Raw genomic sequence first — 20,212 nt, 5'->3', positions numbered from 1 at the left:
TGCTCGCACGATGCACTGCGGCAACCAGCCGCAGGCTTTTGCTGTCACAGGTGGCTGGCTATACTCGCGATCGCTTTTCCAGTCACTTCACGAGTCCCCCTACTGTCCATGGAACGTATCCTCGAAAACGCGATGTATGCCTCGCGCTGGCTGCTCGCCCCAATCTACTTCGGCCTCTCGCTGGGCCTGCTGGCACTGGCCCTGAAGTTCTTCCAGGAAATCATCCATGTCCTGCCCAACGTCTTCACCCTCGCCGAGGCCGACCTGATCCTGGTGATCCTGTCGCTGATCGACATGTCGCTGGTCGGCGGCCTGCTGGTGATGGTGATGATCTCCGGCTACGAGAACTTCGTCTCGCAACTGGATATCGACGAGAGCAAGGAAAAGCTCAACTGGCTGGGCAAGATGGATTCCTCGTCGCTGAAGATGAAGGTCGCCGCGTCCATCGTCGCCATCTCCTCGATTCACTTGCTGCGGGTGTTCATGGATGCCCAGAACATCTCCACCGACTACCTGATGTGGTACGTGATCATCCACATGACCTTCGTCATCTCGGCATTCGTCATGGGTTACCTGGATCGCATTACCAAACACTGATTCGTTTGGGCGCTATCGCGGGGCAAGCCCGCTCCCACGCAGGCCTTAAGGTTGCGTGTGAGCGGGCTTGCCCCGCGATCTTTCTGACCAGCGGCAGCTTGTGCTTTCGCCTTTGCCGTACAAAAAATGAGCACTCATGCCTGGTTCCCGCAGCGAGGTGCGCCCATGAACCTGCATCAGCTCAATACCGAGGCCAGGGCTGGCCATGTCGACGAACTCAACCTGATCGCCATCGAAGGCGGTGATTACCTGCTCGAGGCCCGGGTCAAGGGCCGTGCCCATCCGCTGGACGATACGCGTGGCAAGCGCTTGCGCGTGCACTCGGTCGAGGACGCCCGCTTGCTCCTGCAATCGATTCCCCTGTTGTCGATGAACCTGGTGCACTGGTCCGTGCAAGATGAGATGTGTGGCCTGGGCCTGCACCCGGAAGAAGACCTCAAGGTCCCGATTTCCCAGCGTTCGGCCTGGTAGCTGCTTCGCGCGGCACCAGTGTGCTAGGCTGCTCGCCCTTTTCATTAGGGCGCGGATGCAGTGCGCCCTTAAGCGGAGCAAGCCAATGTCCGAACTCAACCTGTCCACCGACGAATCCCGCGTCAGCTACGGCATCGGCCGCCAGCTGGGCGGCCAGCTGCGTGACAACCCGCCACCAGGCGTCAACCTGAACGCCATCGTTGCCGGCCTGACCGACGCCTTCAACGGCGCCGACAGCCGCGTCAGCGAACAAGACCTGTCGGCCGCTTTCAAGGTCATCCGCGAAGTGATGCAGGCCGAAGCCGCTGCCAAGGCCGAAGCCGCCGCTGCCGCCGGCAAGGAATTCCTGGCTGAAAACGCCAAGCGTGAAGGCATCGTGACCCTGGCCTCGGGCCTGCAGTACGAAGTGCTGACCGCAGGTGAGGGCGCCAAGCCGTCCCGCGAAGACAACGTGCGCACCCACTACCACGGCACCCTGATCGACGGCACCGTGTTCGACAGCTCCTACGATCGCGGCCAGCCGGCCGAATTCCCGGTCGGTGGCGTGATCGCCGGCTGGACCGAGGCCCTGCAACTGATGAACGCCGGCAGCAAATGGCGCCTTTACGTGCCGAGCGAGCTGGCCTATGGCGCCCAGGGCGTCGGCAGCATCCCGCCGCACAGCACCCTGGTGTTCGACGTCGAGCTGCTCGACGTTCTGTAATGCCTGATCGCGGGGCAAGCCCGCTCCCACTGGTGCTCTGCTACCTCGTGGGAGCGGGCTTGCCCCGCGATGCCTTTCAGTTCCAATCCGTTCCCCCCGGGCGCAACGCCCGCGCATAGCAGAACAGAAACAGATTTCTTACCAGCTCCTTGAGCACCCCGGGTTCACTCGAATTCAGCCCCGTGAGGTCCAGGTCACCCTGGTCACGCAGTTCGTCGAGCGCGTCTTCCTCGAGCACGGCGCACACTTCGCCGGTCTCGCGATGCAGGATGCGCAGGTAGGGGTGGGGGCGGTCGAGCCAGGCGTCGATCAGATAGGTCATGGCTATTCTCCTTGGATAGCGTTTCCAATGAGAATAATTCTTATTATCAAAATAGCAAGTGACTATTGGAAGAATTCTTCCGAATGGTGCAGGCGATCCTGTTGCAGGATCTGTCAGGGCCGCCCGTTGGGCAGCCCCGAGGGGCTGGCGATCAGACCTTGCGCACGAACTCGGACTTGAGCTTCATCGCGCCGATGCCGTCGATCTTGCAGTCGATGTCGTGGTCGCCGTCGCACAGGCGGATGTTCTTGACCTTGGTGCCGACCTTGACCACCAGGGACGACCCCTTGACCTTGAGGTCCTTGATCACGGTGACAGTGTCGCCGTCCTGCAGGACGTTGCCGACCGAATCCTTCTTCACCACGTCGTCGCTGGCGGCTTCGGTTTCGCCGCTGGCCGACCACTCGTGGGCGCATTCGGGGCAGATCAGTTGAGTGCCATCCTCATAGGTGTATTCGGAGTTGCATTGGGGGCAGGGTGGCAGAGTGCTCACGGCTTTTCCTTTCAAGTACAGGCGGGTAAAGACGCACATTGTATAGGGTTTAGTGATTTCCTGCACAAACGCATCGCGGGGCAAGCCCGCTCCCACGCCATGATGTGTGCTGGCGTGGGAGCGGGCTTGCCCCGCGATGAGGGTGTTGCGATGAATCAGTGGGTGCGCGCGACCGCGAACTCGCTCAACTCGACCAGGGCATCCCGGTACTCGCTGGCCGGCAGCACTTCCAGGCAGGCGATGGCACGGGCGACGTAGTCGCGGGCCATCTGCGCGGTGTAGTCCAGGGCACCGGACGCCTCGACGGCGATGCGGATCTGCTCCAGGTCTTCCAGGCCGCCTTTCTGGATCGCCTGGCGCACCAGCGCGGCCTGCTCTTGGGTGCCTTCGCGCATGGTGTAGATCAGCGGCAGGGTCGGCTTGCCTTCGGCCAGGTCGTCACCGACGTTCTTGCCCAGGGTCTCGGAGTCGCCCTTGTAGTCCAGCAGGTCGTCGACCAGCTGGAAAGCCACGCCCAAGTGGTCGCCAAAGGTGCGCAGGGCTTCGCGCTGCTCGTCGGTGGCGCCGGCCAGCGCGGCGGCGCTGTGGGTCGAGGCCTCGAACAGCATCGCGGTCTTGCCGCGGATGACGTCCATGTACACCTCTTCGGTGGTGCTGGCGTCGCGCACGCGCGACAGCTGCAGCACTTCACCCTCGGCGATCACCCGGGTGGCCTTGGAGAGGATCTGCATGACCGGCATCGAGCCCAGCTCGACCATCATCTCGAACGAACGCGAATAGAGGAAGTCGCCCACCAGCACGCTCGGCGCGTTGCCCCACAGGGCGTTGGCGGTGGAGCGGCCACGGCGCATGCCGGACATGTCGACCACGTCGTCGTGCAGCAGGGTGGCGGTGTGCAGGAACTCGATGGTCGCCGCCAGCAGACGCAGGTCGTCGCCCTCGCGGCCCAGGGCCTTGCCGCACAGCAGCACCAGCAGGGGACGCAGGCGCTTGCCGCCGGCGGACGTGATATAGTCACCGATCTTCGATACCAGCGGGACGCGCGAGGTCAGCTGCTTCTTGATGATCTCGTCGACGGCGCTGAAATCGTCAGCTACCGCGCGGTAGAAAGATTGGGGTTGCATCGGCTGCTCCATTGAGGTTGCGCGGCATGCTAGGTCGCAGGTACCGGTGTGTCAAGGCGCGCTGCCCGTGGCCCCGGGCCGGCACTTGCAAGCATTTATAGGGTTGCGTACAATCGCGCACCCTAACTTTCCTGGGCAGCACCTGCCTTACGCAATTGCACCGGGCCGTTCCAGCCCTGTGCAGCCATGCCAGCCAATACTCATCATATAAAGCGCTGGGTGAGCAGGATTATCGGAGAAATACCATGTCTTACGCAGTAATCGTTACCGGCGGCAAGCAGTACAAAGTCGCTGAAGGTGAATTCCTCAAGATCGAAAAACTGGAAGTCGCCACTGGCGAATCCGTGACCTTCGATCGCGTTCTGCTGGTCGCCAACGGTGAAGAAGTCACCATCGGCGCTCCAGTTGTTGCTGGCGCTAAAGTAGTGGCCGAAGTCGTTTCGCAAGGCCGCCACGACAAGGTTCGCATCATCAAGTTCCGTCGTCGTAAGCACCACATGAAGCGCATGGGCCACCGCCAGTGGTTCACCGAAATCAAAATCACCGGTATCCAGGCTTAATCGCCCCGATCCCCTGAATTTATTGGAGAATTGAACCATGGCTCACAAGAAGGCTGGTGGTAGTACTCGTAACGGTCGCGACTCAGAATCTAAACGCCTTGGCGTGAAGATGTATGGCGGCCAGGTGATCAAGCCGGGCAACATCATCGTCCGTCAGCGCGGCACCGAATTCCACGCTGGCTACGGCGTTGGCATGGGCAAGGATCACACCCTGTTCGCCAAGATCGAAGGCGTGATCAAGTTCGAGAAGAAAGGCGAGTTCATGCGCCGTTACGTGAGCATCGTCGCCGCTTAATCGCGACGTCGCTCCAGAAGCCCCGTCATGCGACGGGGCTTTTTCGTTTGTGGTGAGCCTCTTGCAAAGCTGTTTGAATGGGCTGCCGGCGTTGGTTTCTGGTTCGTACGGGGCCGCCGCGCTCATCTTCGCAAGAGCCTCATGGTTTTCTGGTTTTCGACTCGTCATCCGACGAGAGGCGGTTTTGAATGAAGTTTGTAGACGAAGTATCGATCCGGGTTAAGGCCGGTGACGGCGGCAACGGTTGCATGAGCTTCCGCCGCGAGAAATTCATCGAGAACGGCGGTCCCAACGGCGGTGACGGTGGCGATGGCGGCTCGGTGTACATGGTGGCCGACGAGAACCTCAATACCCTCGTCGACTACCGCTACACCCGTCACCACGAAGCCCAGCGCGGCTCCAACGGCGGCAGCACAGACTGCACCGGCAAGAAGGGTGACGACCTGTTCCTGCGCGTGCCGGTGGGCACCACCGTGATCGACGCAGCCACCCAGGAAGTCATCGGTGACCTGGTCACCCCGGGCCAGAAGCTGATGGTCGCCCAGGGCGGCTGGCACGGCCTGGGCAACACCCGCTTCAAGTCCAGCACCAACCGTGCGCCGCGCCAGACCACCCCGGGCAAGCCCGGCGATCAGCGCGACCTGAAGATGGAAATGAAGGTCCTGGCCGACGTCGGCCTGCTGGGCCTGCCGAACGCCGGCAAGAGCACCTTCATCCGTTCGGTCTCGGCCGCCAAGCCGAAAGTCGCCGACTACCCGTTCACCACCCTGGTGCCGAACCTGGGCGTGGTCAGCGTCGACCGCTGGAAGAGCTTCGTCATCGCCGACATCCCCGGCCTGATCGAAGGCGCCTCCGAAGGCGCCGGCCTGGGTATCCGCTTCCTCAAGCACCTGGCGCGTACCCGCGTGCTGCTGCACCTGGTCGACCTGGCGCCGCTGGACGGCAGCAGCCCGGCCGATGCCGCCGAAATCATCATCAACGAGCTGGCGCAGTTCAGCCCGGCACTGGTTGACCGTGAGCGCTGGCTGGTGCTGAACAAGGCCGACATGATCATGGACGACGAGCGTGACGAGCGCGTCAAGGAAGTGGTCGAGCGCCTGAACTGGGAGGGGCCGGTCTATGTGATCTCGGCCATCGCCAAGCAGGGCACCGAGAAGCTCAGCCACGACCTGATGCGCTACCTCGAGGACCGCGCCGACCGCCTGGCCAACGACCCGGCCTACGCCGAGGAACTGGCCGAGCTCGACCAGCGCATTGAGGACGAGGCCCGCGCCCAGCTGCAGGCCCTGGACGATGCCCGCACCCTGCGCCGCACCGGTGTCAAGAGCGTGCACGACATCGGCGACGATGACGACTGGGATGATTTCGAGGACGACGAAGACGGCCCGGAAATCATTTACGTGCGCGACTGATCGGTTGCAGTACACTAAACGCCGCTCTCTGGAGCGGCGTTTTTGTATCCACGGTATCTACAGATTCGACATAGGTTGGAAGAGAAGATGCGAAGCAAGGTGACTGGCGCCAGGCGCTGGGTCGTGAAGATCGGTAGCGCGCTGCTGACCGCCGATGGCAAGGGCCTCGACCGCGGCGCCATGGCGGTATGGGTCGAGCAGATGGTGGCCCTGCGCGAAGCGGGCGTGGAACTGGTGCTGGTCTCCTCCGGAGCCGTGGCCGCCGGCATGAGCCAGCTGGGCTGGACCTCGCGACCGAGCGCGATGAACGAGCTGCAGGCCGCCGCCTCGATCGGCCAGATGCGCCTGGTGCAGGCCTGGGAGTCTAGCTTCGGCGAGCACGGCAAGCACACCGCGCAGATCTTGCTGACCCACGACGACCTTTCCGACCGCAAGCGTTACCTCAACGCCCGCAGCACCCTGCGCACCCTGGTCGACTTGGGCGTGGTGCCGGTGATCAACGAGAACGACACCGTGGTCACCGACGAGATCCGCTTCGGCGACAACGACACCCTGGCCGCGCTGGTGGCCAACCTGGTGGAAGCCGACCTGCTGGTGATCCTCACCGACCGCGACGGCATGTTCGACGCCGACCCGCGCAACAACCCCGAAGCCCAGCTGATCTACGAAGCCCGTGCCGACGACCCCTCGCTGGATGCCGTGGCCGGCGGCACCGGCGGCGCCCTGGGCCGCGGCGGCATGCAGACCAAGCTGCGCGCCGCGCGCCTGGCCGCCCGTTCCGGTGCCCATACGATCATCATCGGTGGCCGTATCGAGCGCGTGCTGGATCGCCTCAAGGCCGGCGAGCGCCTGGGCACCCTGCTGTCGCCCGAGCGCGGCATGCTCGCCGCGCGCAAGCAGTGGCTGGCCGGCCACCTGCAGACCCGTGGCACACTGGTGCTCGACGACGGCGCCGTGAAGGCCTTGCGCGAATCGAACAAGAGCCTGCTGCCGGTGGGCGTGAAGACCGTGCAGGGCAGCTTCCGTCGCGGCGAGATGGTGGTCTGCGTCGGTCCCGACGGCCTGGAAGTGGCCCGTGGCCTGGCCAACTACAGCGCCCTGGAGGCGCAGAAGATCATCGGCCAGCCGTCCGACGCCATCGAGAGCCTGCTGGGCTACAGCGCCGAGCCTGAGCTGGTGCACCGCGACAACCTGGTCCTGGTCTGAAGGAGATCACCGTGCTGAAAAGGATGTTTGCCGTGGCGGCGCTGCTGCTGCCGATGCTGGCCGGGGCCGAGGAGATCGGCCAGGTGTCCACCGTGTTCAAGTTCGTCGGGCCCAACGACCGTATCGTGGTCGAGGCGTTCGATGATCCGAAGGTCGACGGCGTGACCTGCTACCTGTCGCGGGCCAAGACTGGGGGTATCAAGGGGGGCTTGGGGTTGGCCGAGGACCGTGCCGAGGCATCGATCGCCTGCCGTCAGGTCGGGCCGATCCACTTCAAGGGTGACTTGAAGGATGGCGAGGAAGTGTTCAAGGAGCGCACCTCGCTGGTGTTCAAGACCATGCAGGTGGTGCGTTTTCTCGACAAGAAGCGCAATACGCTGGTGTACCTGGTGTATAGCGATCGCCTGATCGAAGGCAGCCCGCAAAATGCGGTGACGGCGATTCCGATCGTGCCTTGGGCACAGCAATAACCCGATAGATAGCAGGGAGGCCTTCGGCCTCCTTTCGCGACACAAGGGCCGCAACGCGGCCCCAGTGCACAGATGTCAGGCCAATTCCTCGGCCTCATCCTCACGCACGATCGCCTTCACCTCGTCGCGACGGCTGATGTACTTCCAGTCCGCTTCGTCGATGTAGATGCCATTCGGCCCGCTGCCGCCTTCCAGGTCGATCGCCACCCGTGCCGACACCTGCGGCTTCACGCTCGCCAGGATCGGCACGAAGCCCAGCTGCTGGCTGGTCTCCAGCAATGCTGCCTGGTTGCGTTCGTCGATGTCCGCCGCCTCGTCGAGGTAGTACGGCAGGCGAATGCGCCCGGCCAGGTCGCGGTCCATCAGGTGCAGCAACAGGTACATGTTGGTCAGCGCCTTGATGGTCATGGTGGTGCCGTTGGACGCGGCGCCGTCGATGTCGGCGTGGATCACCGGCTGGCTGTTGATCTTGGTGATCTCGAAGGCCAGTTCGAACAGGTCCTTCAGACCCAGCTGGTTGTGGTTGGCCGCCACCAGCCGCGCCAGGTACTCCTTGGCCTCTTCGTTCTTGTGATCCTGTTCGGCGCTTTGCGTCAGGTCGAACACCGACAGCGTTTCGCCTTCTTCGTACTGGCCGGCGCTGTGGATGATCTGGTCGATGTGCCGGAGCGCTTCCTTGTTCGGTGCCAGCACCACGCGGAAGCTCTCCAGGTTGGACACCTGGCGCTTGTTGATCTCGCGGTTGAACAGCGCCAGCTGGTGCTCGAGGCTGTCGTAGTCGCTGCGGATGTTGCGCAGGGTCCGGGCGATGTCGGTGACCGCGGCGCGGCGGGCCTTGGCCAGGGTCAGCGCTTCCTCGGTGCGGTGCGAGTAGGCGTTGATCAACAGCTGCAGGCGGCGCTCCATGTCGTCCTCGCTGTCGAACTTGGCCACGCCTTTGAGGCGCACCTGGGCGTACAGCGCCTCGATCTGGTTGTCCACGCGCTGCAGCGCCTGCCAGCTGTCCTGGTAGTCGTTGAGCAGCGGCAGCAGGTTGTCCATGGAGTCGTCGATGGCTTCCATGAACGGCGTGCCGAACGGCAGGTCGGCCGGCAGCAGTTGGCGGCGGCGCAGGGCGTCTTCGAGGGTGCGCTGCTTGGCTTCGAGGTCGGCGATCTGCCGACCCACCAGCTGCAGCTTGGCCGACAGCTGCTGGACGCGCTCGGTGAAGGCGTCGCTGGAGCGCTTGAGCTCATCCTGGGCGGCTTCCAGCTGGCCCAGTTGCTCCATCTTCTCCGGCTCTTCGGCGGCCAGGGTCTCGGTACGGCGGAAGTCTTCCAGGGCCTTCTGCGCATCCAGCACCTGCTGGTACAGGGCCTCGGTCTGCGCCTTGCTGGCGGCGCGGTCGAGGGCCACGGCCTGCTGGGTCTTGAGCTGCTTGAGTTCTTTTTCCAGGCGCTCCTTCTGGTCGCGCAGGGCGGCGCGGTCGGCCAGGGCCTGCAGCGCGGGTGGGTCGATGTGCGAGATGTCGATGGACAGGCCCGGCACTTCGAAGCGTTCGCCCTTGAAGCGGTCGAGCACGCCTTCGAGGGTCTTCACCCACACATCGCTGTCGTCCAGCTCGATGCCACGGTCGCCCAGCGGCAGGCTGAACAGCGCGCCGTTGAACAGGCGCATCAGGCGGTCGACGTCCTGCTGCGAGAACTCTTCGCGCAGGCGGGCATAGCTGTTGTTGTCGGCGTGGTCGAGTTGCTGCTTGACCGCCTTGACGCGTTTTTCCAGGTCGCGCACGCGCTCGTCGAGGTCTTCGGCGGAGAACTGACGCGACTGGGCCAGGGCACCGGCCAGTTCGTCGTGGGCGTCCTTGGCGGCCAGCAGCTGCTGTTCCAGCACCTTGACGTCGGTGACCAGGGCGAAGCGGTGCTTGAGCACCGACAGCTCACCCAGCCAGCGCTGGATACCGGTGATCTCCCGTTCCAGGCGCATCAGTTCCTGGGTGCCGCCGCGCTGGTCGTTCTGCAGGCGGTCCTGTTCGCCACGGTAGTGCTCGGCCTGGATGGTCAGCTCTTCCTTGCGCGCCATGGCGTATTCCTGCCAGGTGCCCAGCAGGTTGTCGAGCAAGGGCGAGATGCGGTGCAGCTTGCCGCGCAGGATGTCGCGCTGGGCCACGCCGCCGGCCAGGGCCTCGACCAGGGGGCCTGCGGCCACCAGGGCGTTGTAGTCGCCCTCCATGCGGCGCACGTCGCGGAAGGCCTCTTCGCAGGCGGCGATGTAGTCGACGCTGCCCGAGCGCAAGCTGTGCTCGAAGGCATCGAGGAACAGTTGCTTGAGCTTGGCGGCGGTGATCTCGCGCATGTGCAGCAGGTTGATGAACAGTGCGCGGAAGGTCTTAAGGCTCTGCTCGCTGGTCGAGCGCAGCGGGATCAGGGTCAGGTCCAGCGGCACCGAGGTGTGGCCGCCGACCAGCAGCCGGCGCAGTTCATCCGGCTTGAGCTCGTAGGCTTTCAGGCCATGGCGCTCGAGGTTGGTGAACAGCTCCTTCTGGCGCAGGCAGGTGTCGTCTTTCTGGTAGTGGGCCAGGTCCAGCTCGCCCTGGTAGGCGAAGAACTGGTGGCCGAAGCCGCCGCCCGGGCCGCGGCCAACCACGCCGATCACATGCGGGCCGTGGGGCAGGTTCAGCTCGGTGAGGATGTAGCTGGTGTCGCTGGCGAAGTAGAAGCGGCGCGACTGTTCCAGGCTGTACTTGCCGAAGCTCATGTCGGACATGCGCGCCAGGATCGGGAACTGCAGGGCGTTGATCGACGCCGATTTACCCAGGTTGTTGGCGCCATAGACCGACAGCGGGTGTTCCAGGGGGAACAGGCCGAGACTGTAGCCGGCGGTGTTGAGCAGTGCGAAGCGGCGGATGCCGTAGCGTTCCTGGCTCATGCGTCAATCTCCTGTTGCTCTTCGCGGATCGCCCGGGCCAGGGCGTCCTCTTCGCTTTCCTCGCCATCGAACGGGGTGAGGTCGAGCGGGTCGTCGGTGCGGTTGAGTTCCTCGGGGGTTTCTTCCACCACCAGCACGGGCACCGGCAGCGGCAGGTCGCTGTGCAGGGTGGCGGCCAGGTCGCGGTCCTGCTGGACCGACAGGCACACGTCGAGGAAACGGTGCATCGGCGGCATGAAGCGGTAGATGCCGCCCTCTTCGAAGGCGAAGCCCAATTGGGTCATGCGGCGCATGATCTTTTCTTCGAGCTCGTCGACGGTCTGCACTTCGGCTTGCAGGAACAGGTCGCGGTATTTGTCGAGCAGCGACGGCAGTTCGTCGCGGCCGATGCTGCCACCGTCGAGCACGGCCATCGGGTCGCGGCCCTGGTCGGCCAGGTGCTCGACCAGGATGAAGGTGAACAGCGACAGGCGCTGGGCGGTCTTGTTGACCTGCGCGGCGGCCTGCTCGGGGACGAAGTAGTAGAAGCCGCGGGTGTCGCAGACCAGTTCGAAGCCCAGGGCCTTGAACAGGGTGCGGTACTGGTCCTGGAAGTTCGACAGCTGGGCGTACAGCTCCGGATCGCGTCGGCTGATGTGGAAGCCCTTGAACAGCTCGCGGAAGATCGGCGCGAGCTGGGACAGTTCGGAAAGATCAAGATGCATGGACGGGGCTCGCGGTGGATTCGGTCGGGGTCGCCGGCTTGTTGTCGCGGTTGGAGGTCAGGGCGAAGGAGCGCAGGCTGACCAGGTGTTCGCGGGTAAGGTATTGCTGGCGATCGAGGCGCTCGCGGCTGAAGCGCTTCTCGCGCGACAGGCGCGAGAACCAGTACAGCAACTCGTCGGTGGCGCCCTCGGGCTCCTGCTCCAGCAGCCAGACCATCAGGTCCGGCAGCGGCAGGGCGTCCTCGCAGCGTTCGAGCATCTCTTTGACCGTGCGCGGGGCACGGGGCAGCGGGCCCTTTTGCGTCTTGTGCGCCTTGGGGAAGCGCGCAGGCTTGGGCTCGAAGCGGGCCAGGGCGTAGACGTACGCCTCGACCTGGCTGGCGCTGCCGAGGAAGGTGCTCTGCGGACGGGTGAACAGCGGCATGGCGGCCTGCGGCACGGCGTCGATACCCTTCTTGCGGATCACCGACAAGGCCAGGGCAGCGCCACGGGTCACGGCATTGTGCCGGCGCGCTTCTTCACGCAGCGGCAGCAGCAGTTCGCGGGCGTGACGCAGGGTCAGCTGGGCGCTGGTCTGCATTTCGAGAATGCGCGCATGGGTGCGCAGCAGCATGTCGTCGTCGACCAGGTGGCCGAGGCGCGCCTGCTCGCCCAGAAGGCGCAGCAGCACGGTCTCGACCTTGCGCACGCCCTGCTCGAAGGCGCCGTCGGCATTGACCAGCTGGATCATCGGCTCGACGTACTCGTCCCAGGTCGCCAGTACTTCGGCGTAGCGCTGGCGCAGGGGGATCTGCCGGTTGCTGGTCTTGGCCCGCTCGGCCACGGCCACCAGCGCCTGCTCGTCGTTGTCGAGCTTCTTCAGCACGTCGCGCACGCGCATGTCGAGCAGGCGCAACTGGCGCGCCAGGTCGTCGCTGTCGCGGTTGTCGAAGGCGTCCTGGATATGCCCGGCCAGGCGTTCCAGGTGGCGCAGGTAGGCCTCGATCTCCAGGCACAGGCCCAGCCGGTGTTCGCGGCGCAGGTAGGCGAGGAAGTCGTGGATCTGCGCGTTGAGCTCGAATCGGTTCGGGCTCTTGGCCACCGGGACCAGGATGTCCAGGCGGATCCACACGTCGAGCAGCTGGGTGATGTCCTGCGGGGTGCTTTCCACCTGCTGGCGGGCCAGCTGCTGGCGCAGCTCGACCAGGCTCAGGGTGCCCTGGTCGAAGCGCTCGCACAGCGGCTCGATCAGGGCCCAGTGTTCGGCTAGGGCGCGCAGGACGCGCTTGGGTTCGATCATTGGCGGGTCGACTCGTTGCCAAATAAAAGGTGCGATTGTACTGCATCCAAGGGGGAGGATTTCACCCCTTGGTCTGTTATGGGGATAACCCTGATGCTCAAAGGGGGATTCACCCCGTCGGAGCGGGCTTGGCCCGCGCTGGCTGACAATCTGTTGCGGCGCATCCTGGGCAACGGCGTTAGAATGCCCGCCTGATTTCGTCCACCGGATACCCGCGCCTTGCTGATCGAGTCCCGCCGCCGCGCCTACCTGTCCGCCATGCAAGTGGTGCACTGGCTGCCGCGCGCCGAACTGCCGTTCGCCGCCCCGTCGCGGCCGGAGCTGCTGTTGCCGGTGGCGCCGGTTGAGGACGTCGACTTCGAGGTGCGTCCAGCCGCCCCCACGCCTGCGCCGAGCGCCACCCCGGCGGCTCCCCAGGCGCGCGCCGAGCGGCCGAAGATCGAAATCCCGCGCCCGGGCAGCGTGCCGAAACCGGCCGCCAAGCCGGTCGAGGCCGAGCAGGAGGCCCCCGCGCCACGCCCGGCGCCGGTACCGCCACCACGCTTTGCCCTGCAATTGCTGCGCGCCGGCAGTTGCCTGCTGCTGGTGGAGCTGGCCACCGGCCAGCCGTTCCAGAGCCGCGATCCGTCGTACCTGCTGCTCAAGGACATGCTGCGCGCCGCCGGCCTGCCGGATGCGCCCCAGATCATCGGCGAGCCGGTGCGCTGGCCGTTGCTGATGCGCGGCAACATGGACCAGGGCCCGGACGCCGCTCGCGACTTCGTCCAGGGTTTCATCGCCGCGCGCCTGGAAGAGGCACCCTGCACCTGCCTGTGGCTGCTCGGCCTGCCGGCCATCCGCTTCGCCGGCCAGGCCGATGCCCAAGCCTACTACCAAGAACTCGAGGTCGACCTGCTCGGCAGCGCCTGGGCCTTGCCCGGCCTTGAACTGTTGATGGACGAACCGCAACGCAAGGCGGACGTCTGGAAAGCCATGCGCCAGCTGATGGCGCGCTGGAAGAGCGTTGAATGAGTGACTCGATCAGTTTCCGCCCGGCAACCGAGGCGGATCTGGATGCCCTGCTTAAGATCGAATATGCCGCCTTCAGCCACCCCTGGACCCGCGGCATCTTCCAGGATGCGCTGAAGTCCTACGAAGTGTGGCTGATGTTCGTTGGCCAGCAGCAGGTCGGCCATGGCGTGATCAACGTGATCATCGATGAGGCGCACCTGCTCAACATCACCGTCAAGCCGGAAAACCAGGGCTGCGGGCTGGGCTTGCGCCTGCTCGAGCACCTGATGGCGCGGGCCTACCAGCTCAATGGCCGCGAGTGTTTCCTCGAAGTGCGCGCCAGCAACCAGTCGGCCTATCGCCTGTATGAGCGCTATGGGTTCAACGAGATTGGCCGGCGCCGTGACTACTACCCGGTGGCGGGTGGGCGGGAAGACGCACTGGTGATGGCCTGTACGTTGCTCGAAGACTGAGCGCTATGCCCTGTAGGGGATAAACCAGCCCTTCAGGATGCGCTGTCGCGCAGGGAACTATCCCCTGTGGGAGCAGCCTTGTGCCGTGAAAGGGCCGCTCCTGCAGGGATCGCGTGAGCAGTCGGCTCAGATCTGCGGGGGTTCCACTTCGATCGGCTTGCGCAGATCTCGCAAGCTGCGCGTCACCGTCCCGGTATTGCACTTGGCCGCCGCCTGTTCCGGCGTCATGTCGCGGATGGTGCGGTAGAACAGCTCGCAGGTCTGCTTCTTCTGGGTCACCTGCCACTTGCTGGTGCAGGCCTGCAGGGTGAGCTGGGCGTCGGCCTGCGGGTTGCGCCCCATGCCGGCCTGCCAGCAGGCGGCGGAGAGGTCCTGGCCCATCATCTTCAAGCCGGCGGCGTCGGCCTTGTCCTGATCGCCGTCGTAGCTTTTCGGATCGGCCGCGTACCAGATCGCGCTCGGATGGTTGGCGCCGAGCACCGGTACCTTGGCGCTGTCCGGCTCCGGTGCGATGCTGACCAGCCCCAGCACGTTGACCTTTGGCCCGTACTGCTGCTGGATCCACGCACGCACCGGCGCGCCGAAGGCGACCATCGGCAAGGCGGCCTTGCCGTCGTGGGTGAGGGCCACTTCCTTGACCATCCGCACCTGGTAGTCGTTGAAGTAGCTGTAGACCCCTTCCAGATCCTTGCCCGCGCTGGCCGGCGCGGCGATCGGGGCGATGTCGACGATGGTCTGGTAGGCCGGGGTCTGGGTGGCCTCGACGCCGTTGAAGGTCAGCAGCTGCGCCCAGCGGTCGGTGGTGTTGGACTTCAGGTAGTCCTGGTAGCGGGTCAGCGAGTAGTCCGGCGGGAAGTGCAGCAACTCGACGCTGCGGCGGTTTTCCAGGGCCATGCCCAGGGGCAGGAACAGGTACCAGCTGTAGTCCCAGCCGCCTTTCTGGTTGAGGCGGGTGGCGCCCTGGTAGGCCAGTTCGCCGCTGTCGAGCAGCTTGCGCAAGGGGGCGGTGTAGCTGGCCGGCACGCCGGTGATGCTGGCGTGCAGCTTGTCGTTGTCGCGGTTCACCGTGACCTTGGCGTTGGCGTAGCCATCGCGTTGCACGCTCTGGGTGAGGTAGTGCTCGACCGTCTGTTCGAGTGTCCAGTCGCGGTAGCAGATCACGTTGCAGTTGTTGGGGTAGGCGAACAAGCGGGTGACCCGTTGGGCATCGCCCAGGTCGATCTGCGCGTCGGCCATGGCCAGGCCGCTGAAGGTGAGGGCGGCCAGGCCCGATACAGCAATCTTGTGCATGCTTAACTCCTTGTCAGTGGCCGCCGGGATGGCGGGCGCGCCCATGGTGGATGAAGAGGTGGGGCAATGAAAAGCGCCAGGACATGGCTATTGGCTAGCGCGCTGATCGGGCTGGGTGCGGTCCAGGCCGATGAGCGCGATGTGTGGATGTTCGCCCAATGGGCCGGGGATCACGAGAACCGCAAGTTTCGTGAAATGCTGGTGGAGGCCCGGCTATATGGCGTGGTGCCGATCCATCAGTTGCTGCGCTCGGCCTCGGACTGGCGCCTGTGCCAGGCCTCGCCCTTCGCGGTGCCACCGGCGAGCCACTGGCCGGCGGTGCGCTCGACGCTGGCCTTGATCCAGACCCTGGACCGCCAGGGCATCCTGCGTCAGTTCGAAGTGGTGTCGGCCTACCGCGATCCCCGGCTCAATGCCTGTGCCGGCGGCGCGCCGAGCAGTGCGCACATGCGCGCCTTCGCCGTCGACTTGCTGCTACCGCGCGGGGTCGACCCGAGCCCGCTGTGCCGCTTCTGGCAGCAGCACGGCCAGGCCTGGAGCATGGGCCTTGGACGTTACCCATCGGGGCGCATCCATATCGATACGGCCGGCTATCGCACCTGGGGCGGTGACGGTGGGGCCGGCTCGTCGTTCTGCAGCAAGCCCAGGTGAGCCAGGCAGGCCCGGCACTCGTCGCCGACCCACTGCGCGAAGCGCTGGCGCTTGCTGCCGTCATCCAGTGGCTGCGGGCTGAGCAGGTAGTAGCCGGAGCCGTCGCGCAGGAAGCCGTACGGCGCCTGTAGCTGGCCATTGTCCAGTTCGTCGCGGACCATCAGCGCCGAGGCGATGGCCAGCCCCATGCCCGCGCTGGCGGCCTGGATCGACAGGTAGAAGTGCTCGAAGTCGCTGCGCGCCGTGTGCCGGATAGCCTGGCCGCTCAGGCGCAGCCAAGTGGCCCAGGCATCGGGGCGGGTGGCGCTGTGCAGCAGGCGTTGGCCCTTGGGATCCGGCGTGGCGACCGGGCCGATCCATTCATCGCAGATCTTCAGGCTGTGCAGTTGGCGGTCCCAGTGGAAGTCATCGCGGCGCAGGGCCAGGTCGATGCCGCTGCGGGCGAAGTCCACCGGGCCGCCGGCGGCCACCAAATGCAGTTGCAGGTCCGGGTGCCGGGCATGGAAGCGCGGCAGGCGAGGGATCAGCCAGCGCATGGCGATGGTCGGCTCGCAGGACACCACCAGTACGTTATCGTGGGCTTGCTGGTGCAGGCGCTGCACGGCGCCTTCCAACTGCTCGAAGATCGCCTGGGTGGTGGCCTGCAGGTCGCGCCCGGCGCGGGTGAGGAAGATCGCCCGGTTGCGCCGTTCGAACAGCTCCACGCCGAGGTTTTCCTCGAGCAGGCGCACCTGGCGGCTGACGGCGCCGTGGGTCACATGCAGGTGCTCGGCGGCGCGTACGAAGCTTTCGGTTCGGGCAGCGATGTCGAAGTAGCGAAAGGCGGTGAGGGGAGGCAGTTTCATGTGCTGGCCTGTTCCGGCGCTATCGCGGGCACCGTTGGATGTGATGAGGATATGTCAGGAAAACTAGCAGATTAGCCTCACTATAAATCGATTTTTACTCGTTCAAAGCAACAGGATAATCCCATCTTCCGTGAATTTTCATCGAGGATACCTGTTCGTGAACGAACTCATCGCCGTCGCCCTCTTCACCCTCCTGGCCGTCATCAGCCCCGGCGCCGACTTCGCCATGGTCACCCGCAGCAGTTATGCACAGGGCCGCAAGGCCGGCCTCGCCGCGGCGGTTGGCATTGCCCTGGGCGTGCAGGTGCATGTGCTGTACACCGTGTTCGGCATCGCCGTGATCATCAGCCAGAGCCCGGCACTGTTCCTGGCCATGAAGGTGGTGGGGGCGGGCTACCTGGTGTATCTGGGCTACAAGTCGCTGACCAACACCACGCGCATAAGCCTCGAAGGCCTGGCGCACAGCGAGGCCAGTGTGGCCAGTGCATTACGCACGGGCTTTCTGACCAATGCGCTGAACCCCAAGACCATGCTCTTCGTGATCAGTGCCTACACCCAGGTGGTGCAGCCCGGCAGCCCACTGGCACTGGACTTCGCCTATGGCGCGTTCATGTCGTTCGCCCATTGGGTGTGGTTCAGCCTGGTGGCGGTGTTTTTCTCCAATCACCTGTTGCGTCGGGCGATGATCGAGCGACAGGTGGTGGTCGATCGGGTCATCGGCGTGGCGTTTATCGGGCTGGGGCTGGCCGTGGTGGTGGCGGGTGTGAAGTAGATTTTTCGCAGGCAAAGAAAAAGGGCTTATCTTTCGATAAGCCCTTTTAAAAGGTGGTGGCTACACAGGGACTTGAACCCCGGACCCCAGCATTATGAATGCTATGCTCTAACCAACTGAGCTATGTAGCCAACTTGGCGCGCATTATTAGCTCGAATCGCGATCCTGTCAACAACGTTTTCAAAAAAAATTTCCAACCTTTCAAAAACTTAGCCGGGCAGGGCGCTTCAGCGCACGACCAGCCAGTGGCCGAGCAGGTTGTGCAGGCGCAGTTGCTGATCGGCAGCCAGGCGCTCGAGGCTCTGCGCCGGGTGGTCGAGGTCGAAATCGCCGCTGACCCGCTGGTAGGTGGCCTGCTCGTTCAGCATCAAGACACGCTGGCCTCGGTAATCGGCCAGGCGTTCGAGCACTTCGCTCAACGGCAGGTTCCTGGCCTTCAACTGGCCGTTGCGCCAGGCATCGGCCAATTTGGCGTCGATCTTCTCGACCGGATTGATGCGGCGTGCGCTGAACGTCACCCGCTCGCCGGCATTGACCAGGCGCTGGTCGCCACCCTGCAACACCGCAGCCTTGCCGGCGAACACCACCAGCTCGTCGTAGTCGGCATGGCGGGCGATCTGCAGGCGGGTGCCGAACACCTGGATCCGGGTGTCATCGACCTGCACCTCCAGGGCACGGCCATCGAGCATCACCTCCAGGTAGACCTGCCCCTGCACCAGGTGCAGCTGGCGGGTGCGGCCACGCAGGTCGACATTCATCGCGCTGGCGCTGTCCAGGTGCAGGGTCGAGCCATCGGCCAGGCGCACGCTGCGGCGCTCGCCGCTGTCGGTGTGCAGTTCGCTGCCCAGGCGCTGCATCACGGGCCAGTAGAGCCAGGCCAATGCGCCCACCAGCAGCAGAAACAGCAGCGCCAGGCACAACCCGGCCCGGCTGCGGCGGACTTTGGCGATGCGTGGGCGCGGGCGCGCCGCCGGCACCTGCAATTGCTGCCAGTAGGCTTCGAGCTGGGCATAAGCCCTTGCGTTGAGCGGGTCCTGGCACCAACTGGCGAATGCCTGGCGCAGGGGCTCGTCGCAGCCGGGCTGGCGCAGGCGCGAGAACCAGTCCAGGGCTTCCCGCTCGGGGTCGGGCGTTGGCTGCAAGGCGGGCATCGGGCTCATGGGATCGGTCTGCTCGCAGGGGGAGGGCGGTTTCGCCCCGCATTTACAGGGAAGAGGAGAAAGGATGCTAAATATATTGAGAATTATTTACAAGTACGTGTCGGATGGAAGGCTCGCCGAAATAAAAAGGTAGCTTCGTATCTATTTGTTTCACGATAATCGGATCCCAATCCGCGGACGGACATCCAGCCCATGGCCATCAGCAGTACCACGACCTCCAGCGCCGGCAACCCGGCCAACCAGGCCTCGCCGCTGGTGATGCGCATCATCGGTTTCTGCGCCCTGGCGCACCTGATCAACGACCTGATCCAGTCGGTGCTGCCGGCGATCTACCCGATGCTCAAGGCCAACTACGACCTGAGCTTCGCCCAGATCGGCCTGATCACCCTGACCTTCCAGATCACTGCCTCGTTATTGCAGCCGTGGGTGGGCTTTTTCACCGACAAGCGGCCTACACCGAACCTGTTGCCGCTAGGCACCCTGTGCACCCTGGTGGGTATCGTGATGCTGGCCTTCGTCGGCAGCTTCCCGATGATCCTGCTGGCCTCGGCGCTGGTCGGCATCGGTTCGTCGACCTTTCACCCCGAGACCTCGCGCATCGCCCGGCTGGCCTCCGGCGGGCGCTTCGGCCTGGCCCAGTCGAGCTTCCAGGTCGGCGGCAATGCCGGCTCCGCCCTCGGCCCGCTGCTCGCGGCGGCGATCGTGATTCCCTTCGGCCAGACCCATGTCGCCTGGTTCGGCCTGGCCGGGCTGTTCTTCTTCGCCGTGACCCTGATGCTGCGCCGCTGGTACAAGGAGCACCTCAACCAGGCCAAGGCGCGCAAGGCGGTGCCGGCCACCCACGGCATCTCGCGCCAGCGGGTGATCCTGGCGCTGGTGGTGCTGGGCCTGCTGGTGTTCTCCAAGTACTTCTATATGTCCAGCTTCACCAGCTACTTCACCTTCTACCTGATCGAGAAGTTCCAGCTGTCGGTAGCCAGTTCGCAGTTGCACCTGTTCCTGTTCCTCGGCGCGGTGGCGGCGGGCACCTTCTTCGGCGGACCGATCGGTGATCGCATCGGGCGCAAGGCGGTGATCTGGTTCTCGATCCTCGGGGTGGCGCCGTTCACCCTGGCGCTGCCGTATGCCGACCTGTTCTGGACCACCGTGCTCAGCGTGGTGATCGGTTTCGTCCTGGCGTCGGCGTTCTCGGCCATCGTGGTGTATGCCCAGGAACTGGTGCCGGGCAATGTCGGGATGATCGCCGGGATCTTCTTCGGGCTGATGTTCGGCTTCGGCGGCATCGGCGCGGCGCTGTTGGGGTATGTGGCTGATCTACGTGGGATCGAGTATGTGTATGGGGTTTGCTCGTTCCTGCCGTTGTTTGGGCTGCTGGCGGTGTTTTTGCCATCTACTGGCAAGCGCTGAAGCAGTATTCCCCCACTGTGTACAGTGGGGGCACGTTTCAGGAGCGATTGAGGTGGTAGTATTTTGAACGATGAACACTGC

At 64.6% G+C, this 20,212-nt stretch carries 22 protein-coding genes and 1 tRNA gene; 13 read left to right on the top strand and 10 right to left on the bottom strand.

The window, feature by feature from the left end:
• Nucleotides 1-108 precede the first annotated feature (108 nt).
• From AC25M7_RS14660 to bamJ, 3 genes are all read left to right on the top strand, one after another.
• Nucleotides 109-597 (top strand): TIGR00645 family protein, encoded by a 489-nt coding sequence (locus AC25M7_RS14660; RefSeq protein WP_023631146.1) that lies wholly within the window; start codon nucleotides 109-111, stop codon nucleotides 595-597.
• Between the two features lie 165 nt (nucleotides 598-762).
• The gene (locus AC25M7_RS14655; RefSeq protein WP_028691181.1) at nucleotides 763-1,068 is read left to right on the top strand and encodes a DUF6482 family protein; all 306 of its coding nucleotides are present in this window, start codon (nucleotides 763-765) and stop codon (nucleotides 1,066-1,068) included.
• An 85-nt stretch (nucleotides 1,069-1,153) separates the two neighbouring features.
• Nucleotides 1,154-1,771 carry a BamJ family beta-barrel-assembly machinery protein gene (bamJ, locus tag AC25M7_RS14650; RefSeq protein WP_028691180.1) on the top strand — a complete coding sequence of 206 codons (618 nt, stop codon included), beginning with the start codon at nucleotides 1,154-1,156 and terminating at the stop codon, nucleotides 1,769-1,771.
• 76 nt (nucleotides 1,772-1,847) lie between these two features.
• Here the strand turns inward: bamJ and AC25M7_RS14645 are convergent, their stop codons facing one another.
• The 3 genes from AC25M7_RS14645 to AC25M7_RS14635 form a co-directional block, all read right to left on the bottom strand.
• Nucleotides 1,848-2,093 (bottom strand): PA4570 family protein, encoded by a 246-nt coding sequence (locus AC25M7_RS14645; protein WP_028691179.1) that lies wholly within the window; start codon nucleotides 2,091-2,093, stop codon nucleotides 1,848-1,850.
• A 151-nt stretch (nucleotides 2,094-2,244) separates the two neighbouring features.
• Complete coding sequence (locus AC25M7_RS14640; protein WP_247283634.1) at nucleotides 2,245-2,586, bottom strand: zinc ribbon domain-containing protein YjdM; 342 nt, start codon at nucleotides 2,584-2,586, stop codon at nucleotides 2,245-2,247.
• Nucleotides 2,587-2,741: 155 nt separating this feature from the next.
• Nucleotides 2,742-3,710 (bottom strand): polyprenyl synthetase family protein, encoded by a 969-nt coding sequence (locus AC25M7_RS14635; RefSeq protein WP_028691177.1) that lies wholly within the window; start codon nucleotides 3,708-3,710, stop codon nucleotides 2,742-2,744.
• 245 nt (nucleotides 3,711-3,955) lie between these two features.
• Here AC25M7_RS14635 and rplU point away from each other — a divergent pair, with 245 nt between their 5' ends.
• The 5 genes from rplU to AC25M7_RS14610 all read left to right on the top strand — a co-directional run bounded on the left by rplU (nucleotide 3,956) and on the right by AC25M7_RS14610 (nucleotide 7,653).
• Complete coding sequence (gene rplU, locus AC25M7_RS14630; protein WP_003247466.1) at nucleotides 3,956-4,270, top strand: 50S ribosomal protein L21; 315 nt, start codon at nucleotides 3,956-3,958, stop codon at nucleotides 4,268-4,270.
• 37 nt (nucleotides 4,271-4,307) lie between these two features.
• Complete coding sequence (gene rpmA, locus AC25M7_RS14625) at nucleotides 4,308-4,565, top strand: 50S ribosomal protein L27 (protein WP_003247464.1); 258 nt, start codon at nucleotides 4,308-4,310, stop codon at nucleotides 4,563-4,565.
• A 188-nt stretch (nucleotides 4,566-4,753) separates the two neighbouring features.
• Complete coding sequence (cgtA, locus tag AC25M7_RS14620; RefSeq protein WP_028691176.1) at nucleotides 4,754-5,977, top strand: Obg family GTPase CgtA; 1,224 nt, start codon at nucleotides 4,754-4,756, stop codon at nucleotides 5,975-5,977.
• An 87-nt stretch (nucleotides 5,978-6,064) separates the two neighbouring features.
• Nucleotides 6,065-7,183 carry a glutamate 5-kinase gene (gene proB / locus AC25M7_RS14615; RefSeq protein ID WP_028691175.1) on the top strand — a complete coding sequence of 373 codons (1,119 nt, stop codon included), beginning with the start codon at nucleotides 6,065-6,067 and terminating at the stop codon, nucleotides 7,181-7,183.
• Nucleotides 7,184-7,206: 23 nt separating this feature from the next.
• Nucleotides 7,207-7,653, top strand: a complete 447-nt coding sequence (locus AC25M7_RS14610) for a CreA family protein (protein ID WP_139121132.1) — start codon at nucleotides 7,207-7,209, stop codon at nucleotides 7,651-7,653.
• A gap of 75 nt (nucleotides 7,654-7,728) precedes the next feature.
• On the opposite strand, the gene mksF is transcribed toward AC25M7_RS14610, so the two are convergent.
• Genes mksF through mksB form a run of 3 tightly spaced genes read right to left on the bottom strand, consistent with a single transcriptional unit; the run spans nucleotide 7,729 to nucleotide 12,543 of the window.
• Nucleotides 7,729-10,560, bottom strand: coding sequence for an Mks condensin complex protein MksF (gene mksF / locus AC25M7_RS14605; protein ID WP_028691173.1), 2,832 nt, complete (start codon nucleotides 10,558-10,560; stop codon nucleotides 7,729-7,731).
• Entirely contained in the window at nucleotides 10,557-11,264 is a 708-nt protein-coding gene (gene mksE / locus AC25M7_RS14600; RefSeq protein ID WP_011532174.1) for an Mks condensin complex protein MksE, read from the bottom strand. Before mksE ends, mksF begins: the two co-directional genes overlap by 4 nt.
• On the bottom strand, nucleotides 11,254-12,543 hold the full coding sequence (gene mksB, locus AC25M7_RS14595; RefSeq protein WP_028691172.1) for an Mks condensin complex protein MksB: 1,290 nt from the start codon (nucleotides 12,541-12,543) through the stop codon (nucleotides 11,254-11,256). The genes mksE and mksB overlap by 11 nt, the downstream gene beginning before the upstream one ends.
• Before the next feature lie 219 nt (nucleotides 12,544-12,762).
• Between mksB and AC25M7_RS14590 the strand changes: the two genes are divergently transcribed.
• Together AC25M7_RS14590 and rimI are read left to right on the top strand one after the other, a co-directional pair.
• On the top strand, nucleotides 12,763-13,554 hold the full coding sequence (locus tag AC25M7_RS14590) for an energy transducer TonB (protein ID WP_069017847.1): 792 nt from the start codon (nucleotides 12,763-12,765) through the stop codon (nucleotides 13,552-13,554).
• Nucleotides 13,551-14,006, top strand: a complete 456-nt coding sequence (gene rimI / locus AC25M7_RS14585) for a ribosomal protein S18-alanine N-acetyltransferase (protein WP_028691170.1) — start codon at nucleotides 13,551-13,553, stop codon at nucleotides 14,004-14,006. The genes AC25M7_RS14590 and rimI overlap by 4 nt, the downstream gene beginning before the upstream one ends.
• A gap of 126 nt (nucleotides 14,007-14,132) precedes the next feature.
• On the opposite strand, the gene AC25M7_RS14580 is transcribed toward rimI, so the two are convergent.
• Nucleotides 14,133-15,296 carry a hypothetical protein gene (locus tag AC25M7_RS14580; protein WP_062364701.1) on the bottom strand — a complete coding sequence of 388 codons (1,164 nt, stop codon included), beginning with the start codon at nucleotides 15,294-15,296 and terminating at the stop codon, nucleotides 14,133-14,135.
• Between the two features lie 66 nt (nucleotides 15,297-15,362).
• Between AC25M7_RS14580 and AC25M7_RS14575 the strand changes: the two genes are divergently transcribed.
• Nucleotides 15,363-15,947, top strand: a complete 585-nt coding sequence (locus AC25M7_RS14575; protein WP_207851201.1) for a YcbK family protein — start codon at nucleotides 15,363-15,365, stop codon at nucleotides 15,945-15,947.
• Here AC25M7_RS14575 and AC25M7_RS14570 read toward each other — a convergent pair.
• Nucleotides 15,887-16,792, bottom strand: coding sequence for a LysR substrate-binding domain-containing protein (locus AC25M7_RS14570; protein WP_207851200.1), 906 nt, complete (start codon nucleotides 16,790-16,792; stop codon nucleotides 15,887-15,889). The genes AC25M7_RS14575 and AC25M7_RS14570 overlap by 61 nt on opposite strands.
• 157 nt (nucleotides 16,793-16,949) lie before the next feature.
• On the opposite strand from AC25M7_RS14570, the gene AC25M7_RS14565 reads away from it, so the two are divergent.
• Nucleotides 16,950-17,564: a LysE family translocator gene (locus tag AC25M7_RS14565; protein WP_486971177.1), complete on the top strand. Its 615-nt coding sequence runs from the start codon at nucleotides 16,950-16,952 to the stop codon at nucleotides 17,562-17,564.
• Nucleotides 17,565-17,618: 54 nt separating this feature from the next.
• Here AC25M7_RS14565 and AC25M7_RS14560 read toward each other — a convergent pair.
• Both AC25M7_RS14560 and AC25M7_RS14555 read right to left on the bottom strand, forming a co-directional pair.
• A tRNA-Met gene (locus AC25M7_RS14560) sits at nucleotides 17,619-17,695 on the bottom strand.
• Between the two features lie 96 nt (nucleotides 17,696-17,791).
• Nucleotides 17,792-18,715, bottom strand: coding sequence for a FecR family protein (locus tag AC25M7_RS14555; RefSeq protein WP_182322528.1), 924 nt, complete (start codon nucleotides 18,713-18,715; stop codon nucleotides 17,792-17,794).
• Nucleotides 18,716-18,916: 201 nt separating this feature from the next.
• Between AC25M7_RS14555 and AC25M7_RS14550 the strand changes: the two genes are divergently transcribed.
• Nucleotides 18,917-20,131: an MFS transporter gene (locus tag AC25M7_RS14550; RefSeq protein WP_182322410.1), complete on the top strand. Its 1,215-nt coding sequence runs from the start codon at nucleotides 18,917-18,919 to the stop codon at nucleotides 20,129-20,131.
• Nucleotides 20,132-20,212: the final 81 nt, after the last annotated feature.

The sequence above is a fragment of the Pseudomonas sp. P106(2024) genome, assembly GCF_057480815.1.
Note: the sequence above shows the minus strand (reverse complement) of the source record. Positions and strands in the feature narration are given on the sequence as shown.

Excerpts from the sequence above, each read along its gene's own strand:
- AC25M7_RS14660 (WP_023631146.1), top strand. The coding sequence starts at position 109 with ATGGAACGTATCCTCGAAAACGCGATGTATGCCTCGCGCTGGCTGCTC.
- AC25M7_RS14655 (WP_028691181.1), top strand. The coding sequence starts at position 763 with ATGAACCTGCATCAGCTCAATACCGAGGCCAGGGCTGGCCATGTCGAC.
- bamJ (WP_028691180.1), top strand. The coding sequence starts at position 1,154 with ATGTCCGAACTCAACCTGTCCACCGACGAATCCCGCGTCAGCTACGGC.
- AC25M7_RS14645 (WP_028691179.1), bottom strand. The coding sequence starts at position 2,093 with ATGACCTATCTGATCGACGCCTGGCTCGACCGCCCCCACCCCTACCTG.
- AC25M7_RS14635 (WP_028691177.1), bottom strand. The coding sequence starts at position 3,710 with ATGCAACCCCAATCTTTCTACCGCGCGGTAGCTGACGATTTCAGCGCC.
- rplU (WP_003247466.1), top strand. The coding sequence starts at position 3,956 with ATGTCTTACGCAGTAATCGTTACCGGCGGCAAGCAGTACAAAGTCGCT.
- rpmA (WP_003247464.1), top strand. The coding sequence starts at position 4,308 with ATGGCTCACAAGAAGGCTGGTGGTAGTACTCGTAACGGTCGCGACTCA.
- cgtA (WP_028691176.1), top strand. The coding sequence starts at position 4,754 with ATGAAGTTTGTAGACGAAGTATCGATCCGGGTTAAGGCCGGTGACGGC.
- proB (WP_028691175.1), top strand. The coding sequence starts at position 6,065 with ATGCGAAGCAAGGTGACTGGCGCCAGGCGCTGGGTCGTGAAGATCGGT.
- AC25M7_RS14610 (WP_139121132.1), top strand. The coding sequence starts at position 7,207 with ATGTTTGCCGTGGCGGCGCTGCTGCTGCCGATGCTGGCCGGGGCCGAG.
- mksF (WP_028691173.1), bottom strand. The coding sequence starts at position 10,560 with ATGAGCCAGGAACGCTACGGCATCCGCCGCTTCGCACTGCTCAACACC.
- mksE (WP_011532174.1), bottom strand. The coding sequence starts at position 11,264 with ATGCATCTTGATCTTTCCGAACTGTCCCAGCTCGCGCCGATCTTCCGC.
- mksB (WP_028691172.1), bottom strand. The coding sequence starts at position 12,543 with ATGATCGAACCCAAGCGCGTCCTGCGCGCCCTAGCCGAACACTGGGCC.
- rimI (WP_028691170.1), top strand. The coding sequence starts at position 13,551 with ATGAGTGACTCGATCAGTTTCCGCCCGGCAACCGAGGCGGATCTGGAT.
- AC25M7_RS14580 (WP_062364701.1), bottom strand. The coding sequence starts at position 15,296 with ATGCACAAGATTGCTGTATCGGGCCTGGCCGCCCTCACCTTCAGCGGC.
- AC25M7_RS14575 (WP_207851201.1), top strand. The coding sequence starts at position 15,363 with ATGAAAAGCGCCAGGACATGGCTATTGGCTAGCGCGCTGATCGGGCTG.
- AC25M7_RS14570 (WP_207851200.1), bottom strand. The coding sequence starts at position 16,792 with ATGAAACTGCCTCCCCTCACCGCCTTTCGCTACTTCGACATCGCTGCC.
- AC25M7_RS14555 (WP_182322528.1), bottom strand. The coding sequence starts at position 18,715 with ATGCCCGCCTTGCAGCCAACGCCCGACCCCGAGCGGGAAGCCCTGGAC.
- AC25M7_RS14550 (WP_182322410.1), top strand. The coding sequence starts at position 18,917 with ATGGCCATCAGCAGTACCACGACCTCCAGCGCCGGCAACCCGGCCAAC.